Source organism: Pseudomonas rhizosphaerae, from assembly GCF_000761155.1.
In the GTDB taxonomy this organism is placed as follows: Bacteria; Pseudomonadota; Gammaproteobacteria; order Pseudomonadales; family Pseudomonadaceae; genus Aquipseudomonas; species Aquipseudomonas rhizosphaerae.
In genome coordinates, this window is record NZ_CP009533.1 from 376,658 (window position 1) to 403,123 (window position 26,466).

At 64.6% G+C, this 26,466-nt stretch carries 26 protein-coding genes; 20 read left to right on the top strand and 6 right to left on the bottom strand.

Annotation, left to right across the window (positions count from 1 at the left end):
- The first annotated feature begins 30 nt into the window (after positions 1–30).
- The 11 genes from LT40_RS21045 to LT40_RS01790 all read left to right on the top strand — a co-directional run bounded on the left by LT40_RS21045 (position 31) and on the right by LT40_RS01790 (position 13,356).
- Positions 31–120, top strand: coding sequence for a potassium-transporting ATPase subunit F (locus LT40_RS21045; protein WP_082223535.1), 90 nt, complete (start codon positions 31–33; stop codon positions 118–120).
- A gap of 6 nt (positions 121–126) precedes the next feature.
- Positions 127–1,821, top strand: coding sequence for a potassium-transporting ATPase subunit KdpA (gene kdpA, locus LT40_RS01745; protein ID WP_043185694.1), 1,695 nt, complete (start codon positions 127–129; stop codon positions 1,819–1,821).
- A 10-nt stretch (positions 1,822–1,831) separates the two neighbouring features.
- Positions 1,832–3,886, top strand: a complete 2,055-nt coding sequence (gene kdpB, locus LT40_RS01750) for a potassium-transporting ATPase subunit KdpB (RefSeq protein WP_043185696.1) — start codon at positions 1,832–1,834, stop codon at positions 3,884–3,886.
- A gap of 16 nt (positions 3,887–3,902) precedes the next feature.
- Positions 3,903–4,463 (top strand): potassium-transporting ATPase subunit KdpC, encoded by a 561-nt coding sequence (gene kdpC / locus LT40_RS01755; RefSeq protein ID WP_043193234.1) that lies wholly within the window; start codon positions 3,903–3,905, stop codon positions 4,461–4,463.
- A gap of 28 nt (positions 4,464–4,491) precedes the next feature.
- Positions 4,492–7,128 carry a sensor histidine kinase gene (locus tag LT40_RS01760; protein ID WP_043185697.1) on the top strand — a complete coding sequence of 879 codons (2,637 nt, stop codon included), beginning with the start codon at positions 4,492–4,494 and terminating at the stop codon, positions 7,126–7,128.
- Between the two features lie 2 nt (positions 7,129–7,130).
- The gene (locus LT40_RS01765) at positions 7,131–7,853 is read left to right on the top strand and encodes a response regulator (protein WP_052393207.1); all 723 of its coding nucleotides are present in this window, start codon (positions 7,131–7,133) and stop codon (positions 7,851–7,853) included.
- A 385-nt stretch (positions 7,854–8,238) separates the two neighbouring features.
- Positions 8,239–8,517 (top strand): hypothetical protein, encoded by a 279-nt coding sequence (locus LT40_RS01770; protein WP_043193238.1) that lies wholly within the window; start codon positions 8,239–8,241, stop codon positions 8,515–8,517.
- 80 nt (positions 8,518–8,597) lie between these two features.
- Positions 8,598–9,515 carry an AAA family ATPase gene (locus LT40_RS01775; protein WP_043185699.1) on the top strand — a complete coding sequence of 306 codons (918 nt, stop codon included), beginning with the start codon at positions 8,598–8,600 and terminating at the stop codon, positions 9,513–9,515.
- On the top strand, positions 9,485–10,468 hold the full coding sequence (locus tag LT40_RS01780) for a DUF58 domain-containing protein (RefSeq protein WP_043185701.1): 984 nt from the start codon (positions 9,485–9,487) through the stop codon (positions 10,466–10,468). The genes LT40_RS01775 and LT40_RS01780 overlap by 31 nt, the downstream gene beginning before the upstream one ends.
- Entirely contained in the window at positions 10,465–12,450 is a 1,986-nt protein-coding gene (locus LT40_RS01785; RefSeq protein WP_043185705.1) for a transglutaminase TgpA family protein, read from the top strand. The genes LT40_RS01780 and LT40_RS01785 overlap by 4 nt, the downstream gene beginning before the upstream one ends.
- 111 nt (positions 12,451–12,561) lie before the next feature.
- Positions 12,562–13,356 (top strand): acyl-CoA thioesterase, encoded by a 795-nt coding sequence (locus tag LT40_RS01790; RefSeq protein WP_043185707.1) that lies wholly within the window; start codon positions 12,562–12,564, stop codon positions 13,354–13,356.
- Here the strand turns inward: LT40_RS01790 and LT40_RS01795 are convergent.
- Positions 13,325–13,555 carry a hypothetical protein gene (locus LT40_RS01795; RefSeq protein ID WP_043185709.1) on the bottom strand — a complete coding sequence of 77 codons (231 nt, stop codon included), beginning with the start codon at positions 13,553–13,555 and terminating at the stop codon, positions 13,325–13,327. The two genes, LT40_RS01790 and LT40_RS01795, sit on opposite strands and share 32 nt — an antisense overlap.
- A 155-nt stretch (positions 13,556–13,710) precedes the next feature.
- Positions 13,711–14,556: a TatD family hydrolase gene (locus tag LT40_RS01800; RefSeq protein WP_052393209.1), complete on the bottom strand. Its 846-nt coding sequence runs from the start codon at positions 14,554–14,556 to the stop codon at positions 13,711–13,713.
- A 121-nt stretch (positions 14,557–14,677) separates the two neighbouring features.
- Here LT40_RS01800 and LT40_RS01805 point away from each other — a divergent pair, with 121 nt between their 5' ends.
- The 3 genes from LT40_RS01805 (at position 14,678) to LT40_RS01815 (ending at position 17,151) form a co-directional block, all read left to right on the top strand.
- Entirely contained in the window at positions 14,678–16,099 is a 1,422-nt protein-coding gene (locus LT40_RS01805; RefSeq protein WP_043185712.1) for an MltF family protein, read from the top strand.
- A 70-nt stretch (positions 16,100–16,169) separates the two neighbouring features.
- On the top strand, positions 16,170–16,646 hold the full coding sequence (gene greB, locus LT40_RS01810) for a transcription elongation factor GreB (protein ID WP_043185715.1): 477 nt from the start codon (positions 16,170–16,172) through the stop codon (positions 16,644–16,646).
- 196 nt (positions 16,647–16,842) lie between these two features.
- On the top strand, positions 16,843–17,151 hold the full coding sequence (locus LT40_RS01815; RefSeq protein WP_043185718.1) for a hypothetical protein: 309 nt from the start codon (positions 16,843–16,845) through the stop codon (positions 17,149–17,151).
- A gap of 14 nt (positions 17,152–17,165) precedes the next feature.
- On the opposite strand, the gene LT40_RS01820 is transcribed toward LT40_RS01815, so the two are convergent.
- Both LT40_RS01820 and LT40_RS01825 read right to left on the bottom strand, forming a co-directional pair.
- Positions 17,166–19,670, bottom strand: a complete 2,505-nt coding sequence (locus tag LT40_RS01820; protein ID WP_043185721.1) for an ABC transporter permease — start codon at positions 19,668–19,670, stop codon at positions 17,166–17,168.
- A complete protein-coding gene (locus LT40_RS01825; RefSeq protein ID WP_043185725.1) occupies positions 19,670–20,353 on the bottom strand; it encodes an ABC transporter ATP-binding protein in 684 nt (227 codons plus the stop codon). Before LT40_RS01825 ends, LT40_RS01820 begins: the two co-directional genes overlap by 1 nt.
- A gap of 11 nt (positions 20,354–20,364) precedes the next feature.
- Here LT40_RS01825 and LT40_RS01830 point away from each other — a divergent pair, with 11 nt between their 5' ends.
- From LT40_RS01830 to LT40_RS01840, 3 genes are all read left to right on the top strand, one after another.
- Entirely contained in the window at positions 20,365–20,970 is a 606-nt protein-coding gene (locus LT40_RS01830; protein WP_043185727.1) for an arylesterase, read from the top strand.
- Between the two features lie 56 nt (positions 20,971–21,026).
- Positions 21,027–21,320 carry a hypothetical protein gene (locus tag LT40_RS01835; RefSeq protein ID WP_043185731.1) on the top strand — a complete coding sequence of 98 codons (294 nt, stop codon included), beginning with the start codon at positions 21,027–21,029 and terminating at the stop codon, positions 21,318–21,320.
- A 90-nt stretch (positions 21,321–21,410) separates the two neighbouring features.
- A complete protein-coding gene (locus LT40_RS01840; protein ID WP_043185733.1) occupies positions 21,411–22,379 on the top strand; it encodes a L,D-transpeptidase family protein in 969 nt (322 codons plus the stop codon).
- Between the two features lie 70 nt (positions 22,380–22,449).
- Here the strand turns inward: LT40_RS01840 and LT40_RS01845 are convergent, their stop codons facing one another.
- Positions 22,450–22,701 (bottom strand): Lpp/OprI family alanine-zipper lipoprotein, encoded by a 252-nt coding sequence (locus LT40_RS01845; RefSeq protein WP_043185736.1) that lies wholly within the window; start codon positions 22,699–22,701, stop codon positions 22,450–22,452.
- A gap of 468 nt (positions 22,702–23,169) precedes the next feature.
- On the opposite strand from LT40_RS01845, the gene LT40_RS01850 reads away from it, so the two are divergent.
- The gene (locus tag LT40_RS01850) at positions 23,170–23,451 is read left to right on the top strand and encodes a GNAT family N-acetyltransferase (RefSeq protein ID WP_043185738.1); all 282 of its coding nucleotides are present in this window, start codon (positions 23,170–23,172) and stop codon (positions 23,449–23,451) included.
- Positions 23,452–23,531: 80 nt separating this feature from the next.
- On the opposite strand, the gene LT40_RS01855 is transcribed toward LT40_RS01850, so the two are convergent.
- The gene (locus LT40_RS01855; protein WP_043193240.1) at positions 23,532–24,605 is read right to left on the bottom strand and encodes a 3-deoxy-7-phosphoheptulonate synthase; all 1,074 of its coding nucleotides are present in this window, start codon (positions 24,603–24,605) and stop codon (positions 23,532–23,534) included.
- A 213-nt stretch (positions 24,606–24,818) separates the two neighbouring features.
- On the opposite strand from LT40_RS01855, the gene LT40_RS01860 reads away from it, so the two are divergent.
- Together LT40_RS01860 and cysB are read left to right on the top strand one after the other, a co-directional pair.
- Positions 24,819–25,319: a universal stress protein gene (locus LT40_RS01860; RefSeq protein ID WP_043185741.1), complete on the top strand. Its 501-nt coding sequence runs from the start codon at positions 24,819–24,821 to the stop codon at positions 25,317–25,319.
- A gap of 132 nt (positions 25,320–25,451) precedes the next feature.
- Positions 25,452–26,426: an HTH-type transcriptional regulator CysB gene (gene cysB, locus LT40_RS01865; protein WP_043185743.1), complete on the top strand. Its 975-nt coding sequence runs from the start codon at positions 25,452–25,454 to the stop codon at positions 26,424–26,426.
- Positions 26,427–26,466: the final 40 nt, after the last annotated feature.

Consider the following 26,466-nt stretch of genomic DNA (forward strand, 5'->3'; position numbering starts at 1 on the left):
GCGGCGCCCGCCGTGCCTGGAGATTTCCCCATGTCTGTTCTGGACGGCCTGTTCCTGCTGCTGGCCATCGGCTTGTTTGTGTACCTGCTCGTTGCCCTCTTGCGCGCCAGTGGAGGCTAGTCACTCATGCACAGTCACGATTTCGCTCTGATAGCGGCCTTTTTCGCCCTGATATTGCTGCCGGCGCCCTGGCTCGGACGTTTCTACTACAAGGTCATGGAAGGCCAGCGCACCTGGCTCAGTGTGCCGCTGCAACCCGTGGAAAAACTCTGCTACCGCTTTGCCGGTATCGATGCGCAACAGCAGCAGACTTGGCAGCGCTACGCCCTGGCCCTGCTGGCCTTCAACCTGGCAGGGTTCGGCGTGCTGTTCGCCATCCTCATGCTGCAGGGTTATCTGCCGCTCAATCCCCAGCACCTGCCGGGCCAGGAGTGGACCCTGGCGTTCAACACGGCGGTCAGCTTCATGGCCAACACCAACTGGCAGGCCTACAGCGGCGAAACCTCGCTCAGCTACCTGAGCCAGATGGCCGGCCTGGGCGTGCAGAACTTCCTCAGTGCCGCCACCGGGCTGGCCGTGCTGGTAGCGCTGTGTCGCGGTATCAGCCGGCGCTCGGCCAGCACCCTGGGCAACTTCTGGGTCGATGTGACCCGCGCCACTCTTTATGGTCTGCTGCCGTTGGCTCTGCTGCTGGCCGTTTTTCTGGTATGGCAGGGCGTACCCCAGACCTTCGCTCCCTACGTGGATGCGCTGACCTTGCAGGGCAATGCCCAGACCATCCCGCTTGGCCCGGCGGCCAGCCAGATCGCCATCAAGCAATTGGGCACCAACGGCGGCGGGTTCTTCGGTGTCAACTCGGCGCATCCGTTCGAGAACCCCACGGCCTGGAGCAACCTGTTCGAACTGGCCGGCATTCTGATCATCCCGGTCGCCCTGGTCTTCACCTTCGGCCATTACGTCAAGGACCTGCGCCAGAGCCGGGCGATCCTGGCCTGCATGTTGACCTTGCTGTTGCTGGGCCTGGGGCTGTCGCTGTACGCCGAGCAGCAACCCAACCCATCGCTGGCCAGTGCCATGGTCGATCAGGCCGCGCCGCTGGAAGGCAAGGAAAGCCGCTTCGGTACCACGGCCAGTGTGCTCTGGTCGGTGGCCACCACGGCCGCCTCCAACGGCTCGGTCAATGCCATGCACGACAGTCTCAGCCCGCTCTCCGGGATGGTCGCCCTGGTCAACATGATGCTCGGCGAGGTGATTTTCGGCGGTGTCGGCGCCGGTCTCTACGGCATGCTCCTCAACGTGCTGCTGACGGTGTTCCTGGCCGGCCTGATGATCGGTCGGACCCCGGAATACCTGGGCAAGAAACTCCAGGCACGGGAAGTTCGCTGGCTGGTCGCGAGCCTGCTGGTAATGCCCGTGGGGGTGCTGGTGCTCGGCGCCATTGCCGTCAGCCTGCCGGGCCCTGCCGGAGCGGTCAGCAACCCCGGCCCCCATGGCTTCACTCAGCTGCTGTATGCCTACACCTCGGCCAGCGCCAACAACGGTTCGGCCTTCGCCGGCCTGTCTGCCAACACGGCCTTTCACAACCTCATGCTGGCTTTGGGCATGTTGCTTGGCCGCTTCGGCTACATCCTGCCGGTGCTGGCGCTGGCCGGGGCCCTGGCCAGCAAGAACGCCAGCGCGCCGAGCGCCGACAGCTTCGCCACCCATGGCCTGTTGTTCATCACCCTGCTGACCGTGACCCTGCTGATCGTGGGCGGCCTGACTTTCCTGCCGGTGCTGGCCCTGGGGCCGATCGCCGAGCACCTGAACATGCACTTCTGAGGCCTGGACCATGAACCGATCGACCGTTGCCGCTGCCACGCAACCACAATCGCCCGCCGGGGCCACCTTGAGTGCCCTGTGGCGACCCGCGCTACTGCAGGCGTTCGTCAAGCTCGACCCCCGCCGGCTGCTGCGCAGCCCCGTGCTGCTGGTGGTGGAGTTGTGCGCCGTACTGACCACCGGCCTGTGCCTGCTGCCTGACCCGGCGGTGTCGGCCGGGGTTGCCGTGCAGATTGCCGTGTGGCTGTGGTTTACCCTGCTGTTCGCCAATTTTGCCGAAGCACTGGCCGAAGGCCGCGGCCGCGCCCGGGCCGACAGCCTCAAGGCCGGCAGCCAAGGCTTGCAGGCTCGCCGGCAATGCGCCGACGGCAGCTTCGAAACCGTTGCCGCCACCGCCCTGCGCAAGGGCGATGTAGTGCGCGTCGAAGCCGGGCAGATGATTCCCGGCGACGGCGAGGTGTGCGAGGGCATCGCCGCCGTCAACGAGGCCGCCATCACCGGCGAATCGGCGCCGGTGATCCGTGAATCCGGCGGCGACCGCTCGGCGGTCACCGGCAATACCCTGGTGGTGTCGGACTGGCTGCTGATCGAGATCACCACCGACCCCGGCGAGTCGACCCTGGACCGCATGATCGCCCTGGTGGAAGGCGCGAAGCGGCAGAAGACGCCCAACGAAGTGGCCCTGGACATCCTGCTGATCGGCCTGACCATGGTTTTCCTGCTGGTGGTCGTCACCCTGCAGCCCTTCGCCCGTTTCTCCGGGCAAAGCTTGCCGTTGGTGTTTCTCCTGGCATTGCTGGTGACCCTGATCCCGACCACCATCGCCGGCCTGCTGTCGGCCATCGGTATCGCCGGCATGGACCGCCTGGTGCGGCTCAACGTCGTGGCCAAGTCCGGCCGCGCCGTGGAAGCGGCCGGTGACGTCCATGTGTTGCTGCTCGACAAGACCGGCACCATCACCTTCGGCAACCGCCGCTGCAGCGCTTTGCATGCCGCGCCTGGGGTTAGCGACGCACAGATGGCCGAGGGTGCGCTGCTGGCTTCGCTGGGCGATGAAACGGCGGAAGGGCGCTCGGTGGTCGAGTTCATCCGGCCGCTGTTCAGCATCGACGAGCCGGCCACCGAACGTTGGCAATCGGTGCCGTTCAGCGCCCAGACACGGCTGTCGGGCGTCGACCTCGACCAGCAGAGCTACCGCAAGGGCGCGGTGGACTCGCTGCTGGCGTTCATCGGCCAGTCCAGGGCGCAGCTTGCGCCCGCGCTGGCCGAACACATCGAGCGCATCGCGCAGAGTGGCGGCACACCGCTGCTGGTGTGCCGCGACCGCCAACTGCTGGGTGTTATCCACCTCAAGGACGTGGTCAAGCCCGGCATTCGCGAGCGCTTCGAGCAACTGCGCAAGCTGGGCATCCGCACCGTGATGGTGACCGGCGACAACCCACTGACCGCCGCCGCCATCGCTGCCGAAGCCGGGGTCGACGACGTGCTGGCCGAAGCCACGCCACAGAAGAAGCTGGCGCGCATACGCCAGGAACAGGCCGACGGCCGCCTGGTGGCCATGTGTGGCGATGGGGCCAACGATGCCCCCGCGCTGGCTCAGGCCGACGTCGGCGTGGCGATGAACGACGGCACCCAGGCCGCGCGCGAGGCAGCCAACATGGTCGACCTGGACAGTGATCCGACCAAACTGCTCGACATCGTGCGCATCGGTAAGGAACTACTGGTCACCCGTGGGGCGTTGACCACGTTTTCCATCGCCAACGACGTGGCCAAGTATTTCGCCATCCTGCCGGCGCTGTTCGCCGCGGTGTACCCGTCCCTGGGCGTACTCAACGTGATGAATCTGGCCAGCCCGCAGAGCGCGATCCTCTCGGCCATCGTCTTCAACGCCTTGATCATCATCGTGTTGATCCCCCTGGCCCTGCGCGGCGTGCGGGTGCAGGCCGACAGCGCCGCGCAACTGCTGCGGCGCAACGTCCTGATCTACGGCCTGGGTGGCTTGGTGGTGCCCTTCATCGGCATCAAGGCCATCGATATCGTCCTCACCGCTTTGCACCTGGTCTGACCCTGGAGCTTGAATGATGAACAGTTTGTTGCGTCCGGCCTTGAGCCTGATTCTGTTGATGACCTTGCTCACCGGCGGTGCCTATCCGCTGCTGGTGTGGGCGGTAGGGCAGTGGGCCTTTCCCGCCCAGGCCAACGGCAGCCTGGTGCGCGATGCGCAGGGTGAGGTGCGCGGTTCAGCCTTGCTCGCCCAGGCCTTCACCGATGAGCGCTGGTTTCATTCACGGCCTTCGGCGGCCGACTACGCGACCCTGGCCAGTGGTGCGAGCAACCTGGCGCCGAGCAATCCTGCGCTGGGCACTCGCGTGCTGGCGCAGGCCGATGAACAGTTCGATGCGCAGCAAGGTCCGGTTCCGCTGGCGCTGTTGACCACCTCGGCCAGTGGTCTGGACCCTGATCTGCCACCGGCAGCGGTGAGCTATCAGGTCCCCCGGGTGGCGCGCGAACGCGGGCTGCCCGAGTCGACTCTGCGCGCGTTGGTGCAGGCGCAGACCCGATCGCCGGCCATCGGCCCGGAGGTAGTCAACGTGCTGGCTTTGAACCAGGCGCTGGATCGGCTAACGTCACAGTCCCGATGACCACGAGGCGATGCCATGAGCCCAGACCATGAGTGATTCCGGCCGCGCCGACGCCTTGCTGGCCGCCTTGCCCCGCAATGGGCGTGGGCGTTTGAAAGTGTTCCTCGGCGCCGCGCCCGGTGTCGGCAAGACCTACGCCATGCTCCAGGCCGCCCACGCTCGCCAGCGTCAGGGCATCGAGGTACTGGCTGCCGTGGTGCAGACCCACGGCCGCGCGGAAACCGAAGCGCTGCTGGTCGGGCTGCCCCAGCAGGCATTGCGGCGCAGCCAATACCGCGACGTGATCCTCGAGGAAATGGACCTGGATGCGGTGCTCGCCGCCCGCCCGGCGCTGGCGCTGGTCGATGAACTGGCGCACAGCAATGCGCCTGGCAGCCGCCACGCCAAACGCTGGCAGGACGTGCAGGACCTGCTCGCCGCCGGTATCGACGTCTACACCACGGTCAACGTGCAACACCTGGAAAGCCTGAACGACCAGGTCCAGTCGATCACCGGCGTGCAGGTGCGCGAAACCCTGCCCGACTGGGTGGTGCAGGAAGCCGATGACTTGCTGCTGATCGACCTGCCACCGCGCGAGCTGCTCGAACGCCTGCGCGAGGGCAAGGTGTACGTGCCGGAGCAGGCGCGGGCGGCCATCGACGCCTTCTTCACCCAGACCAACCTTAGCGCTCTGCGCGAACTGGCCATGCAGACGGCCGCCGCCCAGGTCGATGACGATCTGCACGAAGGCTACCGTAGCCTCGGCCAGCAGGCGCCCAGCGTGCGCGGACGACTGCTGGTAGGCATCGTCGCCGACGAGCAGGCCGAGCGCCTGGTGCGCCACGCCAGCCGCGTCGCGCGCCGTCGTCACTTGCCGTGGTCCGTGGTCCATGTGGACAACGGCCGGTTGCTCGACGAGACGGCGCGTCAGCGCCTGCAACTGGCCCAGCAGATTGCCGAACGGCTCGGCGGCGAGGTGGTGGAACTGCGCGATGCGGAAGTGGCCAGGACCTTGCTGCAACATGCCGGCGACCGCCGCGCCAACCTGATCCTGGTCGGTCAGTCGCGGCGCCGACGCTTCGGCGCAGGTCTGGCCGAGCGCTTGCTGCGTAGCCACAGCGGTGTGGAGATCAACGTGCTGGCGCGTGCCCAGGTGCAGCCATCCAAGCCAAGGCGTCCGCGGCCCGTCGGACGCTGGCGCGAGTATGTCCTGGCACTGCTGGCCACGCTGCTGGCCAGCGGGCTGGCCTGGGCCGTGGCGCAGGTGCTGGACCTGCCCAATATCTCCCTGGTGTTTCTTGCCGCCGTATTGCTGGTGGCGGTGCGCAGCAGTCCGGGGCCGGCCCTGAGCTGCGCGGCGTTATCGTTCCTGGCGTACGACTTTTTGTTCATCCCGCCCAACTTCTCCTTGAGCATCCAGCGTCAGGAAGACGTGTTGACCCTGCTGTTCTTTCTGCTGATGGCGGCGCTCACCGGCAATCTCGCCGCGCGGCAGCGGCAGCAGCTCAGTGCCCTGCGCGAAACCCAGGCGCACACCGCGCAACTGCTGGAGCTGTCCCGGTTGCTGGCGGCGGCGACCGACCGCCAGGCGGTGTTCAGCGCGGCGGCGCAGCACCTGCACGGTTGGCCGGGGCTGGACATCTGCCTGCTCGAGCGCGGCGAGCAAGGCTGGAAGGTGGCCCATGGCAGCGCGGCGCCGTTCACGACCACCGAACTGGCGGCAGCGCAGTGGGCCGGCAACCATGCGCAACCGGCCGGGCTGGGCACGGCAACGTTACCGGCTGGGCGTTGGTGGTGGCTGCCGGTGACCTTGGAAGGCCGGGTGCTGGCGCTGCTGGCGGTGGCCGAACGGCAGCCCGGCCGGCTCGACGGCCATGGCCGCCGCTTGCTGGGGGCGCTGGTCCAGCCGGTGGCCCAGGCGTTGGCGCGAGCCGACCTTGCCCACGACCTGGAAGCGGCGCGCCTGCACGGGGAAACCGAACAGTTGCGCAGCGCCTTGCTGGCTTCGGTGTCCCATGACCTGCGCACGCCGCTCACAGCCATGCGTGGCAGCATCGACAGCCTGCTGGCCCTGGGCAGCGCCCTGGCGCCGGACGATCGCCAAGCGTTGCTCGAAGTCACCCGTGACGAAGCCGAGCGCCTGGACCGCTACATCCAGAACCTGCTCGACATGACGCGCCTGGGCCACGGTGCCCTCAAGCTGGCTCGAGACTGGGTGGCGGTCGGTGACATCGTCGCCAGCGCTGTAGGTCGATTGCGTGCGCCACTGGCGCCGTTGCAGGTCCAGGTGCAGGTGCCCGCGCAACTGCCCTTGCTGTACGTGCATGCGGCGTTGATCGAACAGGCCCTGGTCAACGTGCTGGAAAACGCCGCGCGGTTCTCGCCCGTGGGCGGTCGCTTGCAAGTGTCGGCCCGTGTGCGCGACGACAGCCTGCTGCTCGCGGTCAGCGACGAGGGCCCCGGTATTCCCGAGGCCGAGCGGACGAAGATTTTCGACATGTTCTACACCGCTGCCCGCGGTGATCGAGGTGGGCAGGGCACGGGGCTGGGCCTGGCCATCTGTCAGGGCATGGTCGGCGCCCACGGCGGTCGCGTCGAAGTCAGCAGCGGCATCGATGGCCAAGGCACCTGCATCGCCTTATGCTTGCCGCTGCGCGCTCAACCGGGCGCCGATGCGGACACTTGAGCATGAGCCTTCCCGATTCCCCTCTGGCCAGCACTTCTTTGCCCAGCACCCTGCTGGTCATCGACGACGAACCGCAGATCCGCAAGTTCCTGCGCATCAGCCTGGCTTCCCAGGGCTACAAGGTGATCGAAGCCGGCACCGGCGCCGAAGGCTTGGGCCAGGCCGCGCTGATGCGTCCGGACCTGATCGTGCTGGACCTCGGCCTGCCGGACATGGACGGTCAACAGGTGCTGGAGGAACTGCGCCAATGGAGCACGGTGCCGGTGCTGGTGCTCTCGGTGCGCGCCAGCGAGGCACAGAAGGTCCAGGCCCTGGACAGTGGCGCCAACGACTACGTGACCAAGCCCTTCGGCATCCAGGAGTTTCTTGCCAGGGTGCGCGCGCTGTTGCGCCAGGCCAGCGGCAGCCCGGTCCACGAAGCGGCCTTGCAACTGGGCCCGCTGCAGGTCGACCTGGCATCGCGCCGGGTCACCCTCGATGGCGCCGAGGTGGCCCTGACCCGCAAGGAGTACGCCGTGCTCGCACAGCTGGCGCGCTATCCGGGACGGGTCATCACCCAGCAGCAATTGCTCAAGGACATCTGGGGCCCGACCCACCTCGACGACAGTCACTACCTGCGCATCGTCGTCGGCCACCTGCGCCAGAAACTGGGCGACGACCCCGCCGCCCCACGCTTCCTCATCACCGAACCCGGCGTAGGCTACCGCCTGGCAAGCCCCGACTGAAGCGCCGCCCCCCCAGCCCACACCTATCCCCTGAGGTCGCTATCCCCTGTGGAAGCTATCCCTGTGGGAGCGGGTTCTACCCGCGAAAACGCCAGCCCCCACACCACCAATCTCGCGGCACCCACCCCGTCCCCCTGTGGGAGCGGGTTCTACCCGCGAAGACGCCAGCCCCTACACCATCAATCCCGGATTTACCCTCGAATCCAGCGGTGCCAGTGCCGACGCCTTCGCGGGTAGAACCCGCTCCCACAGGAACCCGCTCCCACAGGAACCCGCTCCCACAGGAACCCGCTCCCACAGGAACCCGCTCCCACCCAACGGCACTTTTTAGATGGCACATCGTCTGACCCAGCATTACCCTGACGTTTTTCCCGAGGTGTCATCGATGAAAGCCTGGATCTGTGTGCCGCTGGTGGCACTGGCCTTGAGCGGTTGTGCCGGCAAGACCGCCTACCGCGACAGCTGCGCCACGCAGCTCGATGGTGCCTGGCACGAGCTCGACCTGGCAAAGGCCGAAGGCCTGGCCGGCACCGTAAGCTATTCCAAGGCGCTGTCACTGCTCACCGGGGCCAAGACCCAGCAGCAGTTCGAAGCCTTCGAGGGCTGCACCAACAAGGCCGAAAAAGCACGCTTCTACATCCGCGAGTCGCGTGCCGGACGCTGAAGCACTTCGGTCGCCCAGGACCGCCTGACAGCGAGCCGGAAGACGGCCAGCAGACGTAGTATCGACAAGGAGTGTCTGCCATGCGCAGCCGATTGGATGAATGCCTGCAAGCCGTCAATGAAGTCCTGCTGGGCAAGGAAACCCAGGTTCGCCTGGCGTTGACCTGCCTGATCGCTGATGGCCACCTGCTCATCGAGGACCTGCCCGGCATGGGCAAGACCACCCTGAGTCATACCCTGGCCAAGGTGCTGGGCCTGAGCTTCCAACGTATCCAGTTCACCTCCGACCTGCTGCCCAGCGATATCCTCGGCACGTCGGTGTTCGACAAGGACAGCGGTCGTTTCGTCTTTCACCCCGGACCGATCTTCGCCGAACTGGTGCTGGCGGACGAAATCAACCGCGCTACGCCCAAGAGCCAGAGTGCCCTGCTCGAAGCCATGGAGGAGGGCCAGGTCACCATCGAGGGCGCCACCCGTCCATTGCCCCAGCCGTTTTTCGTGATCGCCACGCAGAACCCCACCACCCAAGGCGGCACCTTCGCGCTGCCCGAGTCGCAACTGGACCGTTTTCTCATGCGCCTGTCGCTCGGCTACCCGGCCAAGGCGGCGGAAAAGGCTTTGCTGATGGGTGAAGCCCGACGCGATCTGCTGCCTCGCATGAGCGCTGTGCTCGACCATGCGCAACTGTCCGCATTGCAAGCCCAGGCCCGTGCAGTGCGCGCCAGCGATGCGTTGGTGGACTACGTACTGCGCCTGGTGGAAGCCACGCGCACCCAGCCGCAGTTCGCCTATGGACTGTCGCCACGCGGCAGCCTGGCGTTGCTGGCCGCTGCCAAGGCCTGGGCATTGTTGCTCGATCGCGACTACGTGATTCCCGAAGACGTGCAAGCCGTGCTGCCCTCGGTGGTCAGCCACCGCCTGCGCGAGCGAGCCGACCCCACCGGCCAGGGCGGTGGCGCGTTGGTGCAATGGCTGCTGCGGGAGGTGCCTGCGCTGTGAGGCGCAGGTTGGGCGAGCACTGGCGGCGCTGGCAGGCGCGCCGCTTGCCGACAGCGCCGCGCATCGAGCTGGACCAGCGCCGGATCTTCATCGTCCCCAGCCGCAGCGGCATTGGTTTCATCGTCGTACTGCTGCTGATATTTCTCGCCGCCATCAACTACCAAAACAGCCTGGCCTATGCCTTGGTGTTCCTGCTGAGCTCGGTGTTCGTCGTCGCCATCCTGCACACCTATCGCAACCTCAGCGGCCTGCTGGTCAGCGGTAACGGCGCCACCTCGGTGTTCGTCGGCGAGCAGGCGCGCTTCGGTCTGCGCCTGGAAAGCGGCGGTAAAGAGCATCAGGCCATCGGCGTGGGCTGGAACGCGCAGCAACTGCAACGCAGCGACGTCGCCCCCGATCACGTACAGGCCTTGGAACTGAGCCTGCCGACCGAGCGCCGCGGCTGGCTTCCAGCACCGCGCATGCGCGTGGAGACCAGCTTTCCCCTCGGCGTGCTCACCGCCTGGACCTGGGTCGACCTGGGCCAGCGAGTGCTGGTCTATCCGCAACCGTTGCAGGGCGAAGTGCCGAACTTGCACAGCGAGTCGGCGGATATCGAAGACCAAGCGCAACGCCTGCACGGCCAGGGCGTGGACGATTTTCAGGGCCTCAAGCAATACCAGCCGGGCGATTCCTGGCGACGCATGCATTGGAAGGCCTATTCACGCGGCGAAGGGCTGCTGGTCAAGGACTTCGCCGACCTGCGCGGCCAGGAGCTGTGCCTGGACTTCGTGGCCCTGGGCGGCGATGTCGAACAACGCTTGTCGCGCCTGTGCTACTGGGTGCTGGCCTTGTCCCGCGAGCAGCGGCCTTTCGCCTTGCAGTTGCCCGGCAATCGGCTGGACACCGACAGCGGCGACGCACACCGTGAGGCCTGCCTGCGCGCCTTGGCGCTTTTTGGAGAACAGCCATGAGCACGGCCGCAGCGATTCCCCGGGTCAGCCTGACCTGGCTGCTGCTGGCACAGTCGCTGGTCCTGCTGCCGCTGTGGTGGCACGTGCCGTTATGGCTGCTGGTGCTGTGGCTGGGTTGCACCCTTTGGCGCGTCCAGGTGTTTCGCATGCGAGCCCGCTACCCGGGGCGGTTGATCAAGCTGGCGCTGATGCTTGCCGTCGCCGCCGGGGTGTACCTGTCCAGCGGCACCTGGGTGGGCCTGGAGGCCACCGCCGCGCTGCTGGTGGCCGCGTTCCTGCTCAAGCTTCTGGAGATGCAGAGCGCTCGTGACGCCCGCGTGGTGATCTTTCTCGGCCTGTTCTGCCTGGCAGTGGCCTACCTGTTCGATGCCAGCCTGGGCTGGGCGCTGTACAGCGTACTGCCACTGCTGGCCTTGCTCGCGGCCTTGATCGGTTTGCAGCAGACCCAGCTGATTGCCCAGCCCATGGCCACGTTGAAACTGGCGAGCAGCCTGGTGTTGCAGGCGTTGCCGCTGATGCTGCTGCTGTTTGTGTTCTTCCCACGCCTGGAACCGCTCTGGTCGCTGCCGTTGCCCAAACCGGGGCAGGGCGTTACCGGCTTGTCGGAAAGCATGAGCCCGGCCGACGTGGCCAGCCTCAGCCAATCCGGTGAAGTGGCCTTTCGCGCCAGCTTCGACGGCGCCATACCGGCCAAACGTGATCTGTACTGGCGGGCGCTGAGCCTGGATGTGTACGACGGCCGCACCTGGAGCCAGTCGCCCTGGATCCAGACCCAGCTGGCAGCGCAGTGGCAACCCACCGGACCTTCGCTCACCTATCAGGTCATCCAGCAGCCCAGCGGCAAGCCCTGGCTGTTCGCCCTGGACGTCGCGCGCACGGCATCGCCCGGCGTGCGCCAGCTGAGCGACGGACGTCTGCAGCGTCGTCGCCCGGTCGACCAACCGTTGATGTACGCGGTCACGTCCTGGCCACAGGTGCTCCGCGAGCCGCAGCTGTCAGCGCCAGCGCTGCGCACGGCGCTGCTACTGCCGGCCCAGGGCGACCCGCGCACGCGCCAGTGGGCGCAAGACTTGCGTGCCCGGTTCACCACGGCGCCAGCACTGGTCAACGAAATGCTCCGGCAGTTTCGCGAACTGCCTTTCCACTACACGCTCAATCCGCCGGTGCTGGGCCGCGAAAGCATCGACGAATTCCTCTTCGACAGTCGTCGGGGCTTTTGCGCCCACTATGCCGGCGCCATGGTCTATGCGCTGCGCGTGGCCGGTGTGCCCGCGCGCGTGGTAGCCGGCTATCAGGGCGGTGAGGTCAACCCGGCGGGCAACTACCTGACCGTGCGCCAATTCGAAGCCCACGCCTGGGTCGAGTACTGGCAGTCGGGGATCGGCTGGCAACGGGCGGACCCCACTGCAGCAGTGGCACCGGCCCGTGTCGAGCAGGGCCTGCAGCAGGCACTGTCGGCGGATGAAGAATTTCTCGCAGGCTCGCCGTTCTCGCCCTTGCGCTACCCGCAGCTGACCTGGCTCAACGACCTGCGCCTGCAATGGGACAACCTCAATTACGGCTGGCAGCGCTGGGTGTTGGAGTACCAGGGCGAGCGCCAGATCGAATTTCTCGCGCGCTGGTTCCAGGGTCTGCAACGCTGGGCGCTGCCGGTCGGCGGGCTATTGTTCATGGTGTTGGCCAGTGTCTGGCTGCTCAAGCCGTGGCGACATCGGGTCGATCCGCAACTCAAGGATTTCGTCGCCTTCGAGCGCTTGTTGCGTCGACGTGGCATCGTCCGTCAGACCGGCGAGGGCGCCATGGCCTTCGCCGAGCGGGCAGCGGCCCAGTTGCCCTCGCAAAGCGAGGCCATCCTGAAGTTTGCCTACGCCTTCATGGCTCAGCGTTATGCCGGCCGCCCGGTGTCGCGCGAGCAACTGCGCGCTGCGTTGGCCACCTTGCGCCGACAACTGGCCCGCAGGCCGGGGAACATGCCCCGGTAGCTGCGCGAACTGTAAGCTGCGCACACTGTAAATTGGCCGATATGAAACCTGCGGTCGGGCGCCGACCTGGCTACCATCAAGCGCATCTACCCTCACCCTCAAGGCCGGCCCATGAACCTTCACGACCTGCTCGCCAGCGCACGACGTCCACCCCACAGCGTCACCGTACCCCGCGAATGGAGCCAGGGCCGCGCCTGTTACGGCGGGCTCATGGCAGCCTTGTTGCACGAGGCCATGGCGGCGCACGTTCCCGACCGCCCGGTCCGCTCGATGGCGATCACCTTCGTTGGCCCGGCGGAACTGGAGGTGCCGATCGATTTGCAGGTGGAAATACTCCGGGAGGGCAGCGCGGTGACGTCGGTGCTGGCGCGTGCGGTCCAGGGCGGGCGGACCATGACGGTGGTGCAGGCCAGCTTCGGCCTGGCGAGGGAATCGGCAATCAGTATCAGCGCAATGCCGGTGGCCGCCATGAAGCCCCTGGCCGAATCCACTGCGCTGCCGTATTTGCCAGGGGTGACGCCCGAGTACATCCGTCATCTGGACATGCGTTGGGGCATCGGTGCGTTGCCCTTCAGCAATACGCCGGTCGCCGGTATAGGCGGTTGGGTGCAGCTGCGTGACCATGATCGGGACGAGCCGATCACTGAAGCCCTACTACTGGTGCTGGGCGATGCCTGGCCGCCTGCACTCTTGCCCTATCTGAGCCAACCTGCACCCGGCAGCAGCCTGACCTGGACCATCGAGTTCATCCAACCCATGCCCGCGCTGCGAAGCCTTGAGTGGTGTCGCTACCAGGCCGTGATCGAACACGCTCGGGACGGCTATGGCCACACGTCCGCGGCCATGTGGAACCCGGAAGGCGAGCTGCTGGCAATCAGCCGACAGACGGTGACGGTGTTTGGCTGAGCGCGTGCTGCGGGCGACCCAGCGCGAAGGCGGCAACCAGGCCGATCACGCCGATGGCAGCTTCGGCAATGCTGGAGCAGGCGGCGGCATCGACCAGCATCAAGGCAGACAGTGCCAAGAGCGGCAGAGCGATCGCCCGTGAAACACGGATACCATTGTTCGGGTCGTTGATGATGCTCAGGGCGTTCATATCGTTCATGGCTCAATGCTCCATAGTTATGGTGCAGCAGGACCTGGGTTCAGCAAGGCGGGTGGCATGAAGTGTAGAGTCCAGCCAAGCGTCGATTGTTCAAGCCAGATCCAGATCCGGATCGGTTGAGAACGATAATAGTCACCGCTCGCATCGGCCGCGAATCAAGCTTCGCTATCAGCGTCATAGAGAGCGGACGCTGCCGCGCTGATCTCAGGCAGACCAAAAAATGCCCGGGCGCACGCGGTCGTACTTGCCGCCAGCTCGACCTGGCTTTCACCTCGATGCAGGGCCACCTCGCGCAGCACTTCAGTGAGAAAGGCCGGTTCGTTGCGGCCACTCTTGGGCTTGGGCCGCAAGGTGCGCGGCAGCAGGTACGGCGCGTCACTCTCCAGCATCAGCCGCGAGGCGGGAATGCTGCCCACCAGCGGGTGCAGGTGGGTGCCGCGACGCTCATCGCAGATCCAGCCGGTGATACCGATGTGCAGGTCCAGGTCCAGATAACCGAACAGCGCCTGGCGCTCACCGGTGAAGCAGTGCACGACCGCGGCAGGCAGGTGGTCGCGGTAATCCTTGACGATGTCCAACAGGCGTTGATGGGCATCGCGCTCATGGAGAAACACCGGCAACTGCAGTTCCACTGCCAGGGCGAGATGCTCGTGCAGCACTTTTTCCTGCTGTGGACGCGGCGAAAAATCACGGTTGAAATCCAGGCCGCATTCGCCCACCGCCTTGACCTGCGGCTGACCCAGCAGATCGCGCAGGCAGGTGGCGCTGTCGCCGTTCCACTCGCTGGCGCTGTGCGGATGGATGCCAGCGGTGGCGAACAAGCGCTCACCGGATTCGTCCCATTGCCGACACAGCTGCAAGGCCTGCTCGCTGCCCTCGACACTCGTGCCGGTGAGCACCAACTGAAAGACGCCCGCATCGTAGGCCCTTTGCAGAACGGCTTCATGCTTTTGCGCGAAGCTGTCGTTGGTAAGGTTGACGCCAATATCGATGAGTTGCATGGTGCTACCTCAAAGCAGGAGGCGAAAAGCATACCAGAGCTTGGGGGTCGGCAAGAAACCCAAGAACTTCAGAAGGTTAGGGCAGTCATTGAAGGCTGCTCAGCACAATTGCCGGGGAACCATGGGCCTGAGATCACTGATTGTCGCGCTGTGTCTGGCCCTCGTGCTGCCCTCGGCTGCGGCCGCTCGTCCGGCGGGTCCGCCGCTTGCGGCGCACCCGACCAAGGTCCGCGACCTGGCGCAGATTCAGTCGAGCCGCGTCTTGCGCGTGCTGGTCAACCAGAGCCGCAACAGCTCCGGCCAGGTGCGCGGCCAGGCCATCGGTGTCGAATATCACCGCTTGCAAGCCTTCCAAAGCTATCTCAATAGCCACGCCGGCAAAGGCCAGGCGCTGCAACTCAAGATCATCCCGCGTGCCAAGGAACAACTGCTCGGCGCCTTGCAGCGCGGCGAAGGCGATCTGGTCGCACCGGGCGAACTGATGGAGCTGCACCCTACCAGCAAGGTCGCGGCCAGCGATGCCGTGATCGCCAATGTGCCGTTCGTGCTGGTCAGCGGCAAAGGCGGCCGGCGCCCCGTGCGGGTCGAACAACTGGCAGGCAAAACCCTCGCCTTGCCCAATGGTAGCGCTGCGGGCGCTGCCATCGAACGCCTGAATCAGAAACTGGCCCTGCGCAAACTGGCGCCCATCGACATCGAATGGGTCGACCCCAGCCTGGCCGTGGAGGACGTGCTGGAAATGGTCCAGGCCGGGATCTACCCACTGACCGTTGTCGAGCTGCCCATCGCCGAGCGTTGGGCCAAGGTCATGCCGCGGCTGCGCGTTGACCGCCGAGTGGTGCTCAGCGCGCCCGGCTCGGTGAGCTGGTACGTGCGCCGCGACGCACCGCAGCTCGGCGCCAGCGTCGATCGCTTCCTGGCCTCGTACAAGGCGCCAAGCGACCAGGACGCCGCGTTCGTCAAGGTTTACCGTGGCCTGTACAAGGTTCACTATCCCCTGGCTCGCAGCGACCGCCAGCGTCTTGAAAAGCTGCGTCCGGTCCTTCAGCGTCATGCTCGCGAGCAGCACATGGACTGGCTCAACCTCGCCGCGCTGGCCTTCAAGGAATCCAAGCTCGACCCGGCTGCCCGTGGCGGCAGTGGCGCCACCGGCCTGCTGCAGATCACCCCGGCGGCGGCTCGTCGGGTAGGCGTGGGCAACATCCAGAACGTCGACAACAACGTGCAGGCCGGAGCCAAGTACCTGGCGATGATTCGCCGCAAGTTCTTTTCCAGCAACAAGCTCAACGAGCGTGAACGCATGGCCTTCACCCTGGCCGCCTACAACATGGGCCCGGAACGGGTACAAGCCATGCGCAAGGAAGCCCGCCGCCGCGGCCTGAACCCAGACCAGTGGTTCTTCCAGACCGAACGCATCGCCATGGAGCAGATGGGCATGGCCGCGGTGAGCTACGTCAACAGCGTGAACAAGTACTACCTGGCATTCGCCCGCGAACGCGATTCGCTGGAGCCAGGCGCGCGCAAGCTGGCGTCGGCGCGTTGAATCATGAACCTCGCTGGCAGGGCAGAGTGATTGCTGTAGGCTAAGGCTTTGTGTCTGGCCGGAGGCCGCGTTGGCAACGAACATCATTACCCGTGAAGGACACGAGGCGCTGAGGTCAGAGCTCGATCACTTGTGGCGTGTCTATCGGCCAGAGATCACGCAGAAGGTCGCTTGGGCGGCTTCTCTGGGCGATCGGAGTGAGAACGCGGACTACCAGTACAACAAGAAGCTGCTGCGCGAGATCGACCGTCGCGTGCGTTATCTGCGCAAACGCTTGGAAGACGTCAGGGTCGTCGATTATTCGCCCGAACAGGAAGGCCGAGTGTTTTTCGGCGCTTGGGTAGAGATTGAAAATGACGCAGGCGAGACGAAGACCTTTCGTATTGTTGGCTATGACGAAATCTATGGTCGCAACGACTATATTTCCATCGATTCACCCATGGCCCGCGCGCTGCTGAAGAAGCAGGAAGGCGACGAAATTGTCGTACAGATCCCCGATGGCGAGGCGCTGTGGTATATCAATCAGATCCGCTACAAGCCGGTCTGACCTGTACACCAGGCGGTTGACACCCTGCCGACCGATTCAATAGGATTACCCCTCATGCGCCGATTTAGACAGCTACTTGCGGGGCGCCTGGAGGTTCTTGCGAGCCTTCGAAATACCGCTAAAGCGCTGGTTCGGTGATGCCTCCCACCGCTGCCCAGCTCTCCCACATGAAGCGGTCGAGGCTGAGAACACCATCATGAATTGTCCCCGCCCCATCGTTTGTCTGGCGCCCATCCCGGCCAGTCCGTCCCTGCGCAACCCCCGCATTCTGCTGGTAGGCCAGCATCAACCGAACCTGCTGCGCAGCCTGGATGGTTGGCCCCGCCGGCGCGGCAAGCCTGGTGCCTTTGTCGCGCGCTTCATCGACCAGCACAGCGCCTTGAAAAACCTGCCCGACAACAGCTTCGAACTGGCCGTGATCCAGGCGCCGTCGGCGCAGGATGCCCATGAGGTGATCGCCCATGCCGTGCGCATTGCCCGGCAAGGGCTAATCACTCTGCGCTGATTCGCGCTTAGGGTTCAGCCCTCCCTGAGCACTTGCAACGGGCTTGCATTCAATGCCCGGCGAGTGCCGAACACACCCGCACCACCCACCAGCAGCGCACCGATCAGCGGCAGGCAGAGCAACCAGGGGTGCGGAGCCCACACCAGGTCGAACGCATAGCGATACAGCACAAAGCTGATCAGTTCGCTACCCAGTGCGGCCAGCACACCGCTGGCGGCGCCCAGCAGGCCGAATTCAATGCGCCTGGCCTTGACCAGCAGCCGGCGCTCGGCGCCCAGCGCGCGAAGCAACGCGCCTTGCCGAATGCGTTCGTCCAGCGTGGCTTGCAGCCCGGAAAACAGCACCGCCATACCCGCTGCCAGCACGAACAACAGCACGTATTCCACCGCCAGTGTCACCTGAGCAAGGATGCTGCGCAGCTGTTCCAGCAGCGCCTCGACCCCTAATATGGTCGCCGCAGGGAAGGCGCGAGACAGCTCGACCACCTGCGAATCATGCCCGGGCGCGATGTAAAAGCTGGTCAGGTAAGTGGTCGGCAGGTCGTCGAAGGTGCCGGGCTGGAAGATCATGAAAAAGTTGGGCTGGAAATTGTTCCAGTCCACCGTGCGCAGACTGGTCACCACGGCGTCGCGGTTGGAGCCGCCGATGTTGAACGTCAAGCGGTCGCCTAGCTTCAGTTTCAGACTTTGTGCAACGCCTTCTTCGACCGATACGCCGGGCAGGTCCTTGTTCTGAGCGTCGCTCCACCACTGGCCTGCAGTGATTCGATTGCCGTTGGGCAGATGCTCGGCCCAGGTCAGGCTGAGGTCACGCTGCACCGCGCGTTCACCGCGCGAGTCCTTTTCCACCAACTCCTGCACCGGCGCATCGTTGATGTCGACCAGACGGCCCGGCATCACCGGGTACAAAGGTGCGGCGCGCGCGCCGGCGTCCTGCAGGTGACGGGCGAAGGCATCGCGCTCGTCCGGCAGGATGTTCAGGGCGAAATAGTTCGGCGCATCCTTGGGCAACTGGTTCTGCCAGTTGTCCAGCAACTCGCCACGCAGCAGCGCGATCAGTGTCATGGCCAGCAGGATCAGGCCGAAGGCCAGGGCCTGGCCGGCGGCAGCCAATGGATGACGCAGCAGTTGGCCAAGGCCCAGACGCCAGGGCAGGGTGGAGCGGGCCAACAAGCGTCGCAGGCTTTTCAAACCCAGCAGCAGCAAGCCGCCCAGGATCAGCGCGGCCAGTAGGCCACCGGCGAGCAGCGCGAAGGTCAGCACCAGGTCCAGGCTCAGCCGCCACATGATCAAACCCAAGGCCAGCAGCGCGGTACCGTACACCAGCCAAGTGCTGGTCGGCACCGGCAGCAGGTCACGACGCAACACGCGCAGCGGCGGCACCGCGCCCAGGGCTGCCAGCGGTGGCAGGGCGAACCCGGCCAGTGCGACCAGCCCGGTGCCGATGCCGGCCAGCGCGGGCAATACGCCCCCGGCCGGAACCACTGCGGGCAACAAGCCATGCAGCATCTGGAACAGCACCAATTGCGCGAGCCAGCCGATCAGTGCGCCGCTCAGGCAGGCCAGCACGCCGAGCAAGGCCAGCTGCACGCAGAACATCAACATCACTTCGCGCCGCGACAGGCCCAGGCAGCGCAGCAAAGCGCTGGCATCGAAACGTCGCGCGGCGAAGCGACTGGCCGACATCGCCACTGCTACGCCAGCCAGCAGCACTGCCACCAGGCTGGCCATGTTCAGGTAGCGTTCGGCCTTGCCCAGGGCCCCACCGATCTGCTGGTTGCTGTCCTTGGAGTCACGCAGACGCTGGTTAGGCTCGAGCGCCGATTCCAGTTGCTGCTGATAGCTAGCCAGTTGCTCGGGCGTGCCGCGCCAGAGTTCGCGGTAGGTCACCCGGCTACCTGGCTGCACCACGTTGGTGGCGGCCAGATCCTGCAGGTTGATCATCACTCGAGGCGTCAGGCTGTAGAAGTTGCCGGCACGGTCCGGTTCATAGGTCAGCACACGCGCCAGGCGCAGGGTCTTGCTGCCCACGTCCAGAGTGTCGCCAACCTTCAGATTCAACGCCGCCAGCAGCCGCGATTCCGCCCAGGCTTCACCAGAGGCTGGGCCTGCGCCGGCGGTTTCCTCGCCATAAGGTTGCGCCGCGCTCTTGAGTTCGCCGCGCAAGGGATAGGCCGCGTCGACTGCCTTGACGCTGGACAGCTGGATGCCGCTGTCGGCGGCAATGACGCTGGCGAACTCGACCACCCGCGCGTGTTCAAGACCGGCCTGGTTGCCAGCGTCGATCTGTTCCTGGCGGGCCGGGCTGCTGCCTTGCAGAATAAGGTCGGCGCCGAGAAACTCGGTCGCGCGCAGCTGCATCGCGCCATTGAGGCGGGCGCCGAAATAGCCGATCGCAGTACTGGCGGCGACGGCCACCAGCAAGGCGAAGAACAGCACGCGCAGCTCACCAGAGCGGGCATCACGCAGCAACTGCCGGGCGGCCAGGGCCACCAGGCGGAACATCGGCAAGCCGACCATCAGGGCTCCAGAGGCGCGACGAGGCGCCCGGCATCGAGGCGGATCAGGCGCTGGCAGCGGTGCGCCAGACGCTCGTCGTGGGTCACCAGCACCAGGGTCGTGCCGCGCTCCTTGTTGAGTTCGAACAGCAGATCGCTGATGCGCTCGCCGGTGTGGCTGTCTAGGTTGCCGGTGGGTTCATCGGCGAACAGCACGTCCGGTTCGGCCGCAAAGGCGCGGGCGATCGCCACGCGTTGCTGCTCACCCCCTGACAGTTGGCGTGGCGAGTGGGTCAGGCGCTGGCCCAGGCCTACCCGCTCAAGCAGCGTGCGCGCATGTTCGCGGGCATCTTTGCGCCCGTCGAGCTCCAGCGGCAGCATGACGTTTTCCAGGGCGTTGAGGCTGTCGAGCAGTTGGAACGACTGGAACACGAAACCCACGTGTTCGGCCCGCACACGGGCACGTTGGTCTTCGTCGAGAGTGCCCAGGTCCTGTCCGGCCAGGGTCACGCTGCCCGCACTGGGCAGGTCGAGGCCGGCCAGCAGGCCGAGCAGGGTGGACTTGCCCGAACCCGAGGCGCCAACGATGGCCAGGCTGTCGCCTTTCGCCAATTGCAGCGAGAGTTCGTGCAGTATGGTCAGTTCACCTTCCGCGCTGGTAACCACTTTGCTAAGGTTCCGCGCTGTGAGAATGCTTGCGCCCATGGAGAGTCCCGATGCGAATGTGGTTGATGAGTGCTGGCCTGGGCCTGATGTTGGCTGCCCAGAGTGCAGCGGCAGGTACCGTACTGATCGTTGGCGATAGTATCAGCGCGGCTTTCGGCCTGGATACCCGCGCCGGCTGGGTCGCGTTGCTCGAGCAGCGCCTGAAGCAGCAGGGTTTCAGCGACAAGGTGGTCAATGCCTCGATCACCGGCGACACCTCGGCCAACGGCTTGGCGCGGCTGCCCGCGCAGCTTGCAGCGCATAAGCCGGACCTGGTTCTGCTCGAGCTGGGCGGCAACGACGGCCTGCGCGGGATGCCTGTCGCGCAATTGCAACAGAATCTTGCGTCGATGATCGACCGCTCCCGCGAGGCCGGCGCCGAGGTCCTGTTGCTGGGCATGCAGCTGCCGCCCAACTACGGCGCGCGCTACACCCAGGCGTTCGCCCAGGTCTATCACACACTGGCGCAGGAGAAAAAAGTAGCCTTGGTGCCGTTTCTGCTCGAAGGCGTGGGCGGGGTGCCGACACTGATGCAGGCCGACGGCGTGCATCCCACCGCCGGTGCCCAGGGCAAACTGCTGGAAAACGTCTGGCCGACGCTGAAACCGTTGCTTTGACGCTTTTCTGGATGCTGGCTTTCGGCTAATGTGGCGCCCCCTGTTTGGAGCCCCCGATGCCGCGTCCCGCCTGGTCTCTGTTTGCCTATCAACTGATCGAGCCCGATGATCAGCTGGACCTGTTCGCCTGCCAGGAAAGCCGGGTGCATCTGGCGGCGCGTCAGCTGGAACTGGGAGGCTCGATAGACCGTACCTTGTGCGGCACCTTGCTGCCGGCCCAGCCGCGCTGGCTGGAAGTGCACAAGCTGATCTTCCGCGATCAGCGCCTGTGCAAGCTGTGCCGGGCCATTCTGTTCGCCCAGCGCAAAGGCACGCGGCCGGTGTGGCCGGAGCTGCAATCGATCCCCTGATCGGAGCCAAGGGTGTCTGTCTACACCTGCCCGGCATCTGCGCGTACAATCGCAGCATTGTTCCGTTCAGTTCGATCAAGGATTTCCTGGATGCCGCCGAGTCTTTCCGTCTTCACTCGCTGCCTGTCGCTGGCCGTCGCATTCGTGGCTGCCCCGGTCATGGCGCTGGAGTTTCCGTTGCCGCCTCCGGGTGAGGACATCATCGGCCAGGTGCAGACCATCACGGCCAAGTACGAGGACACCTTCGCCGACATCGCGACGGCCAACGACCTCGGCTACCTGGAAATGGTTGCCGCCAACCCCGGCGTCGACCCCTGGCTGCCGGGTGCCGGCACGCAGATCGTTCTGCCGACCCGCTTCATCCTGCCGCCGGGTCCGCGCGAAGGCATCGTCATCAACCTGGCCGAGTACCGCCTTTATTATTACCCCAAGGGCGAGGACGTCGTACGTACCTATCCGTTAGGCATCGGCCGGGAAGGGTGGGGCTCGCCCATCGGGGTGACAAAGGTCACCGCCAAGACGCCCAATCCAACCTGGACGCCTCCTGCCTCCATCAAGGCCGAGCATGCTGCCGACGGCGATCCACTGCCCAATGTGGTGCCAGCCGGTCCCGACAACCCGTTGGGGCCTTTCAAGTTCACTCTCGGCCTGCCGGGCTACCTGATCCACGGTTCGAACAAGCAGTTCGGCATTGGCATGCGCACCAGCCACGGCTGTTTCCGCATGTACAACGACAACGTGCTGGAATTGGCGAGCATGGTGCCAGTAGGCACTGCTGTGCGCATCATGAACGAGTCCTACAAGTTCGGCATGAGCGGCGGCAAGGTGTACCTGGAAGCCCATGCGCAACTGACCGACAAAGGCGATCCGGTCGCATTGGACAGGCATACCGCCGTCATCAACGCGCTGCTCAATCGCAGGGACTTCGCGCCAGATATCAAAATGAACTGGGACGTGGTGCGCGACGTGGTTGCCGCAGAAGATGGCCTGCCCGTCGAGATCGCCGTACCGGGCGCGCCGATGATCAGCAGCGCACCGGGCAGTCCGTCTGCGCCTTGATCTGCCCTTTGGGTGCACGCATAAAAAAACCGACCCAGTGGGTCGGTTTTTTTACAGCCTCGAAAAGCTGTTACTTGCGGCTTGCCTTGTCGAGCATGCGCAGGGCGCGCTCGTTGGCTTCGTCAGCAGTCTGCTGAGCTTTCTGAGCAGCGGTCAGTGCTTCGTCAGCCTTGCGGTAGGCTTCGTCGGCACGGGCTTGCGAACGTGCAGCGGCGTCTTCGGTAGCGGTCAGACGAGCTTCGGTTTCTTTGGATGCGCTGCTGCAACCGGTAGCCAGAACGGCGGCCAGGGCCAGTGCAGAGAATTTCAGAGCGTTGTTCATTGTGTTCCCCTTCGAAGGACATTCTTTTAAGTAGCCATTTCTCATGAATGAGAAACTAGCCGCCGTACATACTACTCATTACTTGTAGTAAGTAAACGGACGCAGCGCAAGAGATGAAAAAAAATCCACGAACGCTCCAAGGTGTGGAACATAACCTAGAACCCACGGTCTAGGGCTGGTTGAACCGGGGTGTAAATGTATTTACTCATGCGCTGTTTAATTGCCAGGCGCATGAACTAAGGCATGGGGTGAATGTCTCGCGTCGATGGAAAGTCGAACGGATTTTGGAGGCGATCATCGATGCAGTGCCACGACCATCAACTAGCACGGGCGGCATTGTTTGAGGACGGGCGCACGCAGAATGAGCGCTCTTGATGACAAAAACAGTACACCTCTGCACAACTGTTTCTTCGTTGTACAAAGGGCGGTAAGGTAGACACCAAAATCCAAGACCCGCGAGGAAATGCGATGAGCGAGGCGCTATCGATCCACCACGACCAGGCCGGTCATCAGTTCGAAACCAACATCGACGGCCACCGTGCGTACCTGACCTACATGGACCTGGGCAAACAGACCCTGGACATCTATCGCACCTTCGTGCCCAACGCCCTGCGCGGACGTGGCATTGCAGCGGCGCTCACCGAGCAGGCCCTGGACTACGCCGAACGCAACGGTTATACGGTGATTCCGTCCTGTTCGTATGTCGAACGCTACATGGAACGGCACCAGCGGCGGGCGGCCAAGCTGTAGTTGCAGGTCAAACCACGGAAGCACAACGCTGTGATCAAGAGGCCGGGTAACCGAAAGCTCGACTGACCCGGCGCCTGTGGTCAGCGAGTACGCTTGGGCAGTACATCCTTGAGTTTCGCATGCATGCTGCGCAAGGTCTTCTCAGTGCTGGCCCAGTCGATGCACGCATCGGTGACCGATACGCCGTATTGCAAGTCGCCCAAGTCCTTGGGAATCGACTGACTGCCCCAATTCAAATGGCTCTCCACCATCAGGCCGATGATCGACTGATTGCCTTCCAGGATCTGGTTGGCCACGTTTTCCATCACCAACGGTTGCAGCGCGGGGTCCTTGTTGGAGTTGGCATGGCTGCAGTCGACCATGATGTTGGCCTTGATGCCGGCCTTTTCCAGCGCTTGCTCGCACACCGCCACGCTGACCGAATCGTAATTGGGCTTGCCGTTACCGCCGCGCAGGACCACATGGCCGTAGGCGTTGCCCTTGGTGGTGACGATGGAAACGCCGCCTTCCTGGTTGATGCCCAAAAAGCGATGGGGGCTGGACACCGACTGCAATGCGTTGATGGCAACGGTCAGGCCGCCGTCGGTACCGTTCTTGAAACCCACGGCCGAGGAGAGGCCCGACGCCATTTCGCGGTGGGTCTGGGATTCGGTGGTGCGCGCGCCGATGGCCGACCAACTGATCAAGTCCTGCAAGTACTGCGGCGAAATCGGGTCGAGTGCCTCGGTCGCGGTGGGCAGGCCCATCTCGGCCAGGTCCAGCAGCAATTGCCGACCGATATGCAGGCCATCCTGGATCTTGAACGAGTCGTCCAGGTACGGGTCGTTGATCAGGCCTTTCCAGCCGACCGTGGTGCGCGGCTTCTCGAAGTACACGCGCATTACCAGGTACAGGGTGTCGGAGACCTCGGCGGCCAGCGCCTTCAGGCGTCGGGCATATTCGTGCGCCGCATCGATGTCGTGGATCGAGCACGGGCCGATCACTACGAACAGGCGATGATCGCGGCCATCGAGAATATCGCGCACCACTTCTCGGCCAGCGGCCACCGTCTTGTGCGCGGCGGCACTGAGCGGAATTTCCCGCTTGAGCTGCGCAGGGGTGATGAGGGTTTCGTTGGAGGCGACGTTAAGGTCGTCGATCGGTAGGTCAGCCATCGTGTTACTCGTCAGGTCACGGGTGCCGGCCGCCAGCGAACCCCGCACGGCGAGGCACAGCATGATTATGAGCGGCGGGGGAGTGGAACCTTAGCGCGTTAGAGCGCTCGCAGACAACGGATTTGTGCCATTGCGATGCCGACGACCGGTGCACTGCGGGCGGCGCTGCTACGCTCAAGTGTGCCCTGTCGCCTTGGCCACTTCGGAGGTCGCATGATCCGCTCCATGCTGTACGCCACTGACTTGGGGTTGTACGCCCCGTTCGTCATGCAGCACGCCGTCGCCCTGGCGCGCAGCTTCAATGCGCAGCTGTACGTGATCCACGCCGTGGAGCCGATGGGCCTGATCGCCGAATCGGTGCTGCAGAGCTATCTGGACGAGTCCACCCTGGACCGCCTGCACAACCATGGGTTGAACACCGTCATGGCGGGAATCGAGGAAAAGGTCCTGCAGAGTCTGCGCAGCGACCTGGGCGACGACGAACCGGACCTCGCCCTGATCCGCGCCGTGCGTGTGCGCCAGGGCGATCCGGCCCAGGTCATTCTCGACCAGGCCCAGCGCCTGGCCGTGGACTTGCTGGTCCTGGGCAGCCACAGCCACGGGGCCGCCTTCGACGTCTCGCTGGGGCGCACGGCCACCCGTGTGCTGCAGTTGTCGCCCGTGCCGATCTATATGGTCCCCTTGACCGAGCACCGCAGCCGCATGAAAAGCTGAGTACCTGGTTGGTTATTTTTCCTACAAATTTAATAAAAAGTTCTAGATTTCTTGTTACAACCTTTAATATAGTTATAAACCCGTTATAACCCGTCGCCGACGATTGGCGGTTTTCCTGTGTGAGGGATTCATATGAAGCTTCAGCAACTGCGCTACATCTGGGAGGTAGCGCACCATGACCTCAACGTCTCCGCCACAGCGCAAAGCCTGTATACCTCGCAGCCAGGTATCAGCAAGCAGATCCGCCTGCTGGAAGACGAATTGGGTGTTGAAGTCTTCGCACGCAGCGGCAAGCACCTGACCCGCGTCACTCCGGCCGGCGAGCGCATCATCACCACGGCCGGCGAGATCCTGCGCAAGGTGGAAAGCATCAAGCAGATCGCCCAGGAATTCTCCAACGAGAAGAAGGGCACGCTGTCCATTGCCACCACCCACACCCAGGCGCGTTATGCCCTGCCAACGGTGATCAGCAGCTTCATCAAACAGTACCCCGACGTGGCCCTGCACATGCATCAGGGCTCACCGATGCAGATCGCCGAAATGGCCGCCGACGGCACCGTTGATTTCGCCATCGCCACTGAAGGCCTGGATTCGTTCGGTGACCTGATCATGATGCCGTGCTACCGCTGGAACCGCTGCATCGCGGTGCCCCAGGGGCATCCCCTGACCAAGGTGCCGAAGCTGACCCTGGAAGCGCTCGCCGAATACCCGATCGTCACCTACGTGTTCGGTTTCACCGGCCGTTCCAAATTGGACGAAGCGTTTTCGCGCCGTGGCCTTGCGCCCAAGGTGGTATTCACCGCCGCCGATGCCGACGTCATCAAGACGTATGTGCGCCTGGGTCTGGGGGTGGGGATCGTGGCCAAGATGGCCGTCGATACCAAGCTCGACAATGACCTGGTAGTGCTGGACGCCGACCATCTGTTCGAATCCAGCGTGACCCGTATCGGCTTTCGCCGTGGCACCTTTCTGCGCGGCTTCATGTGCGACTTCATCGAGAAATTCGCGCCGCACCTCACCCGCGAGGTCATGGCCAAGGCCATCCAGTGCCATAACAAGCAGGAGCTGGAAGCGTTGTTCGAAGGCGTCGAGCTGCCCGAGCATTGATCGAGCCGCAACATTGAAGGCAGCGACGGGCGTCGCTGCC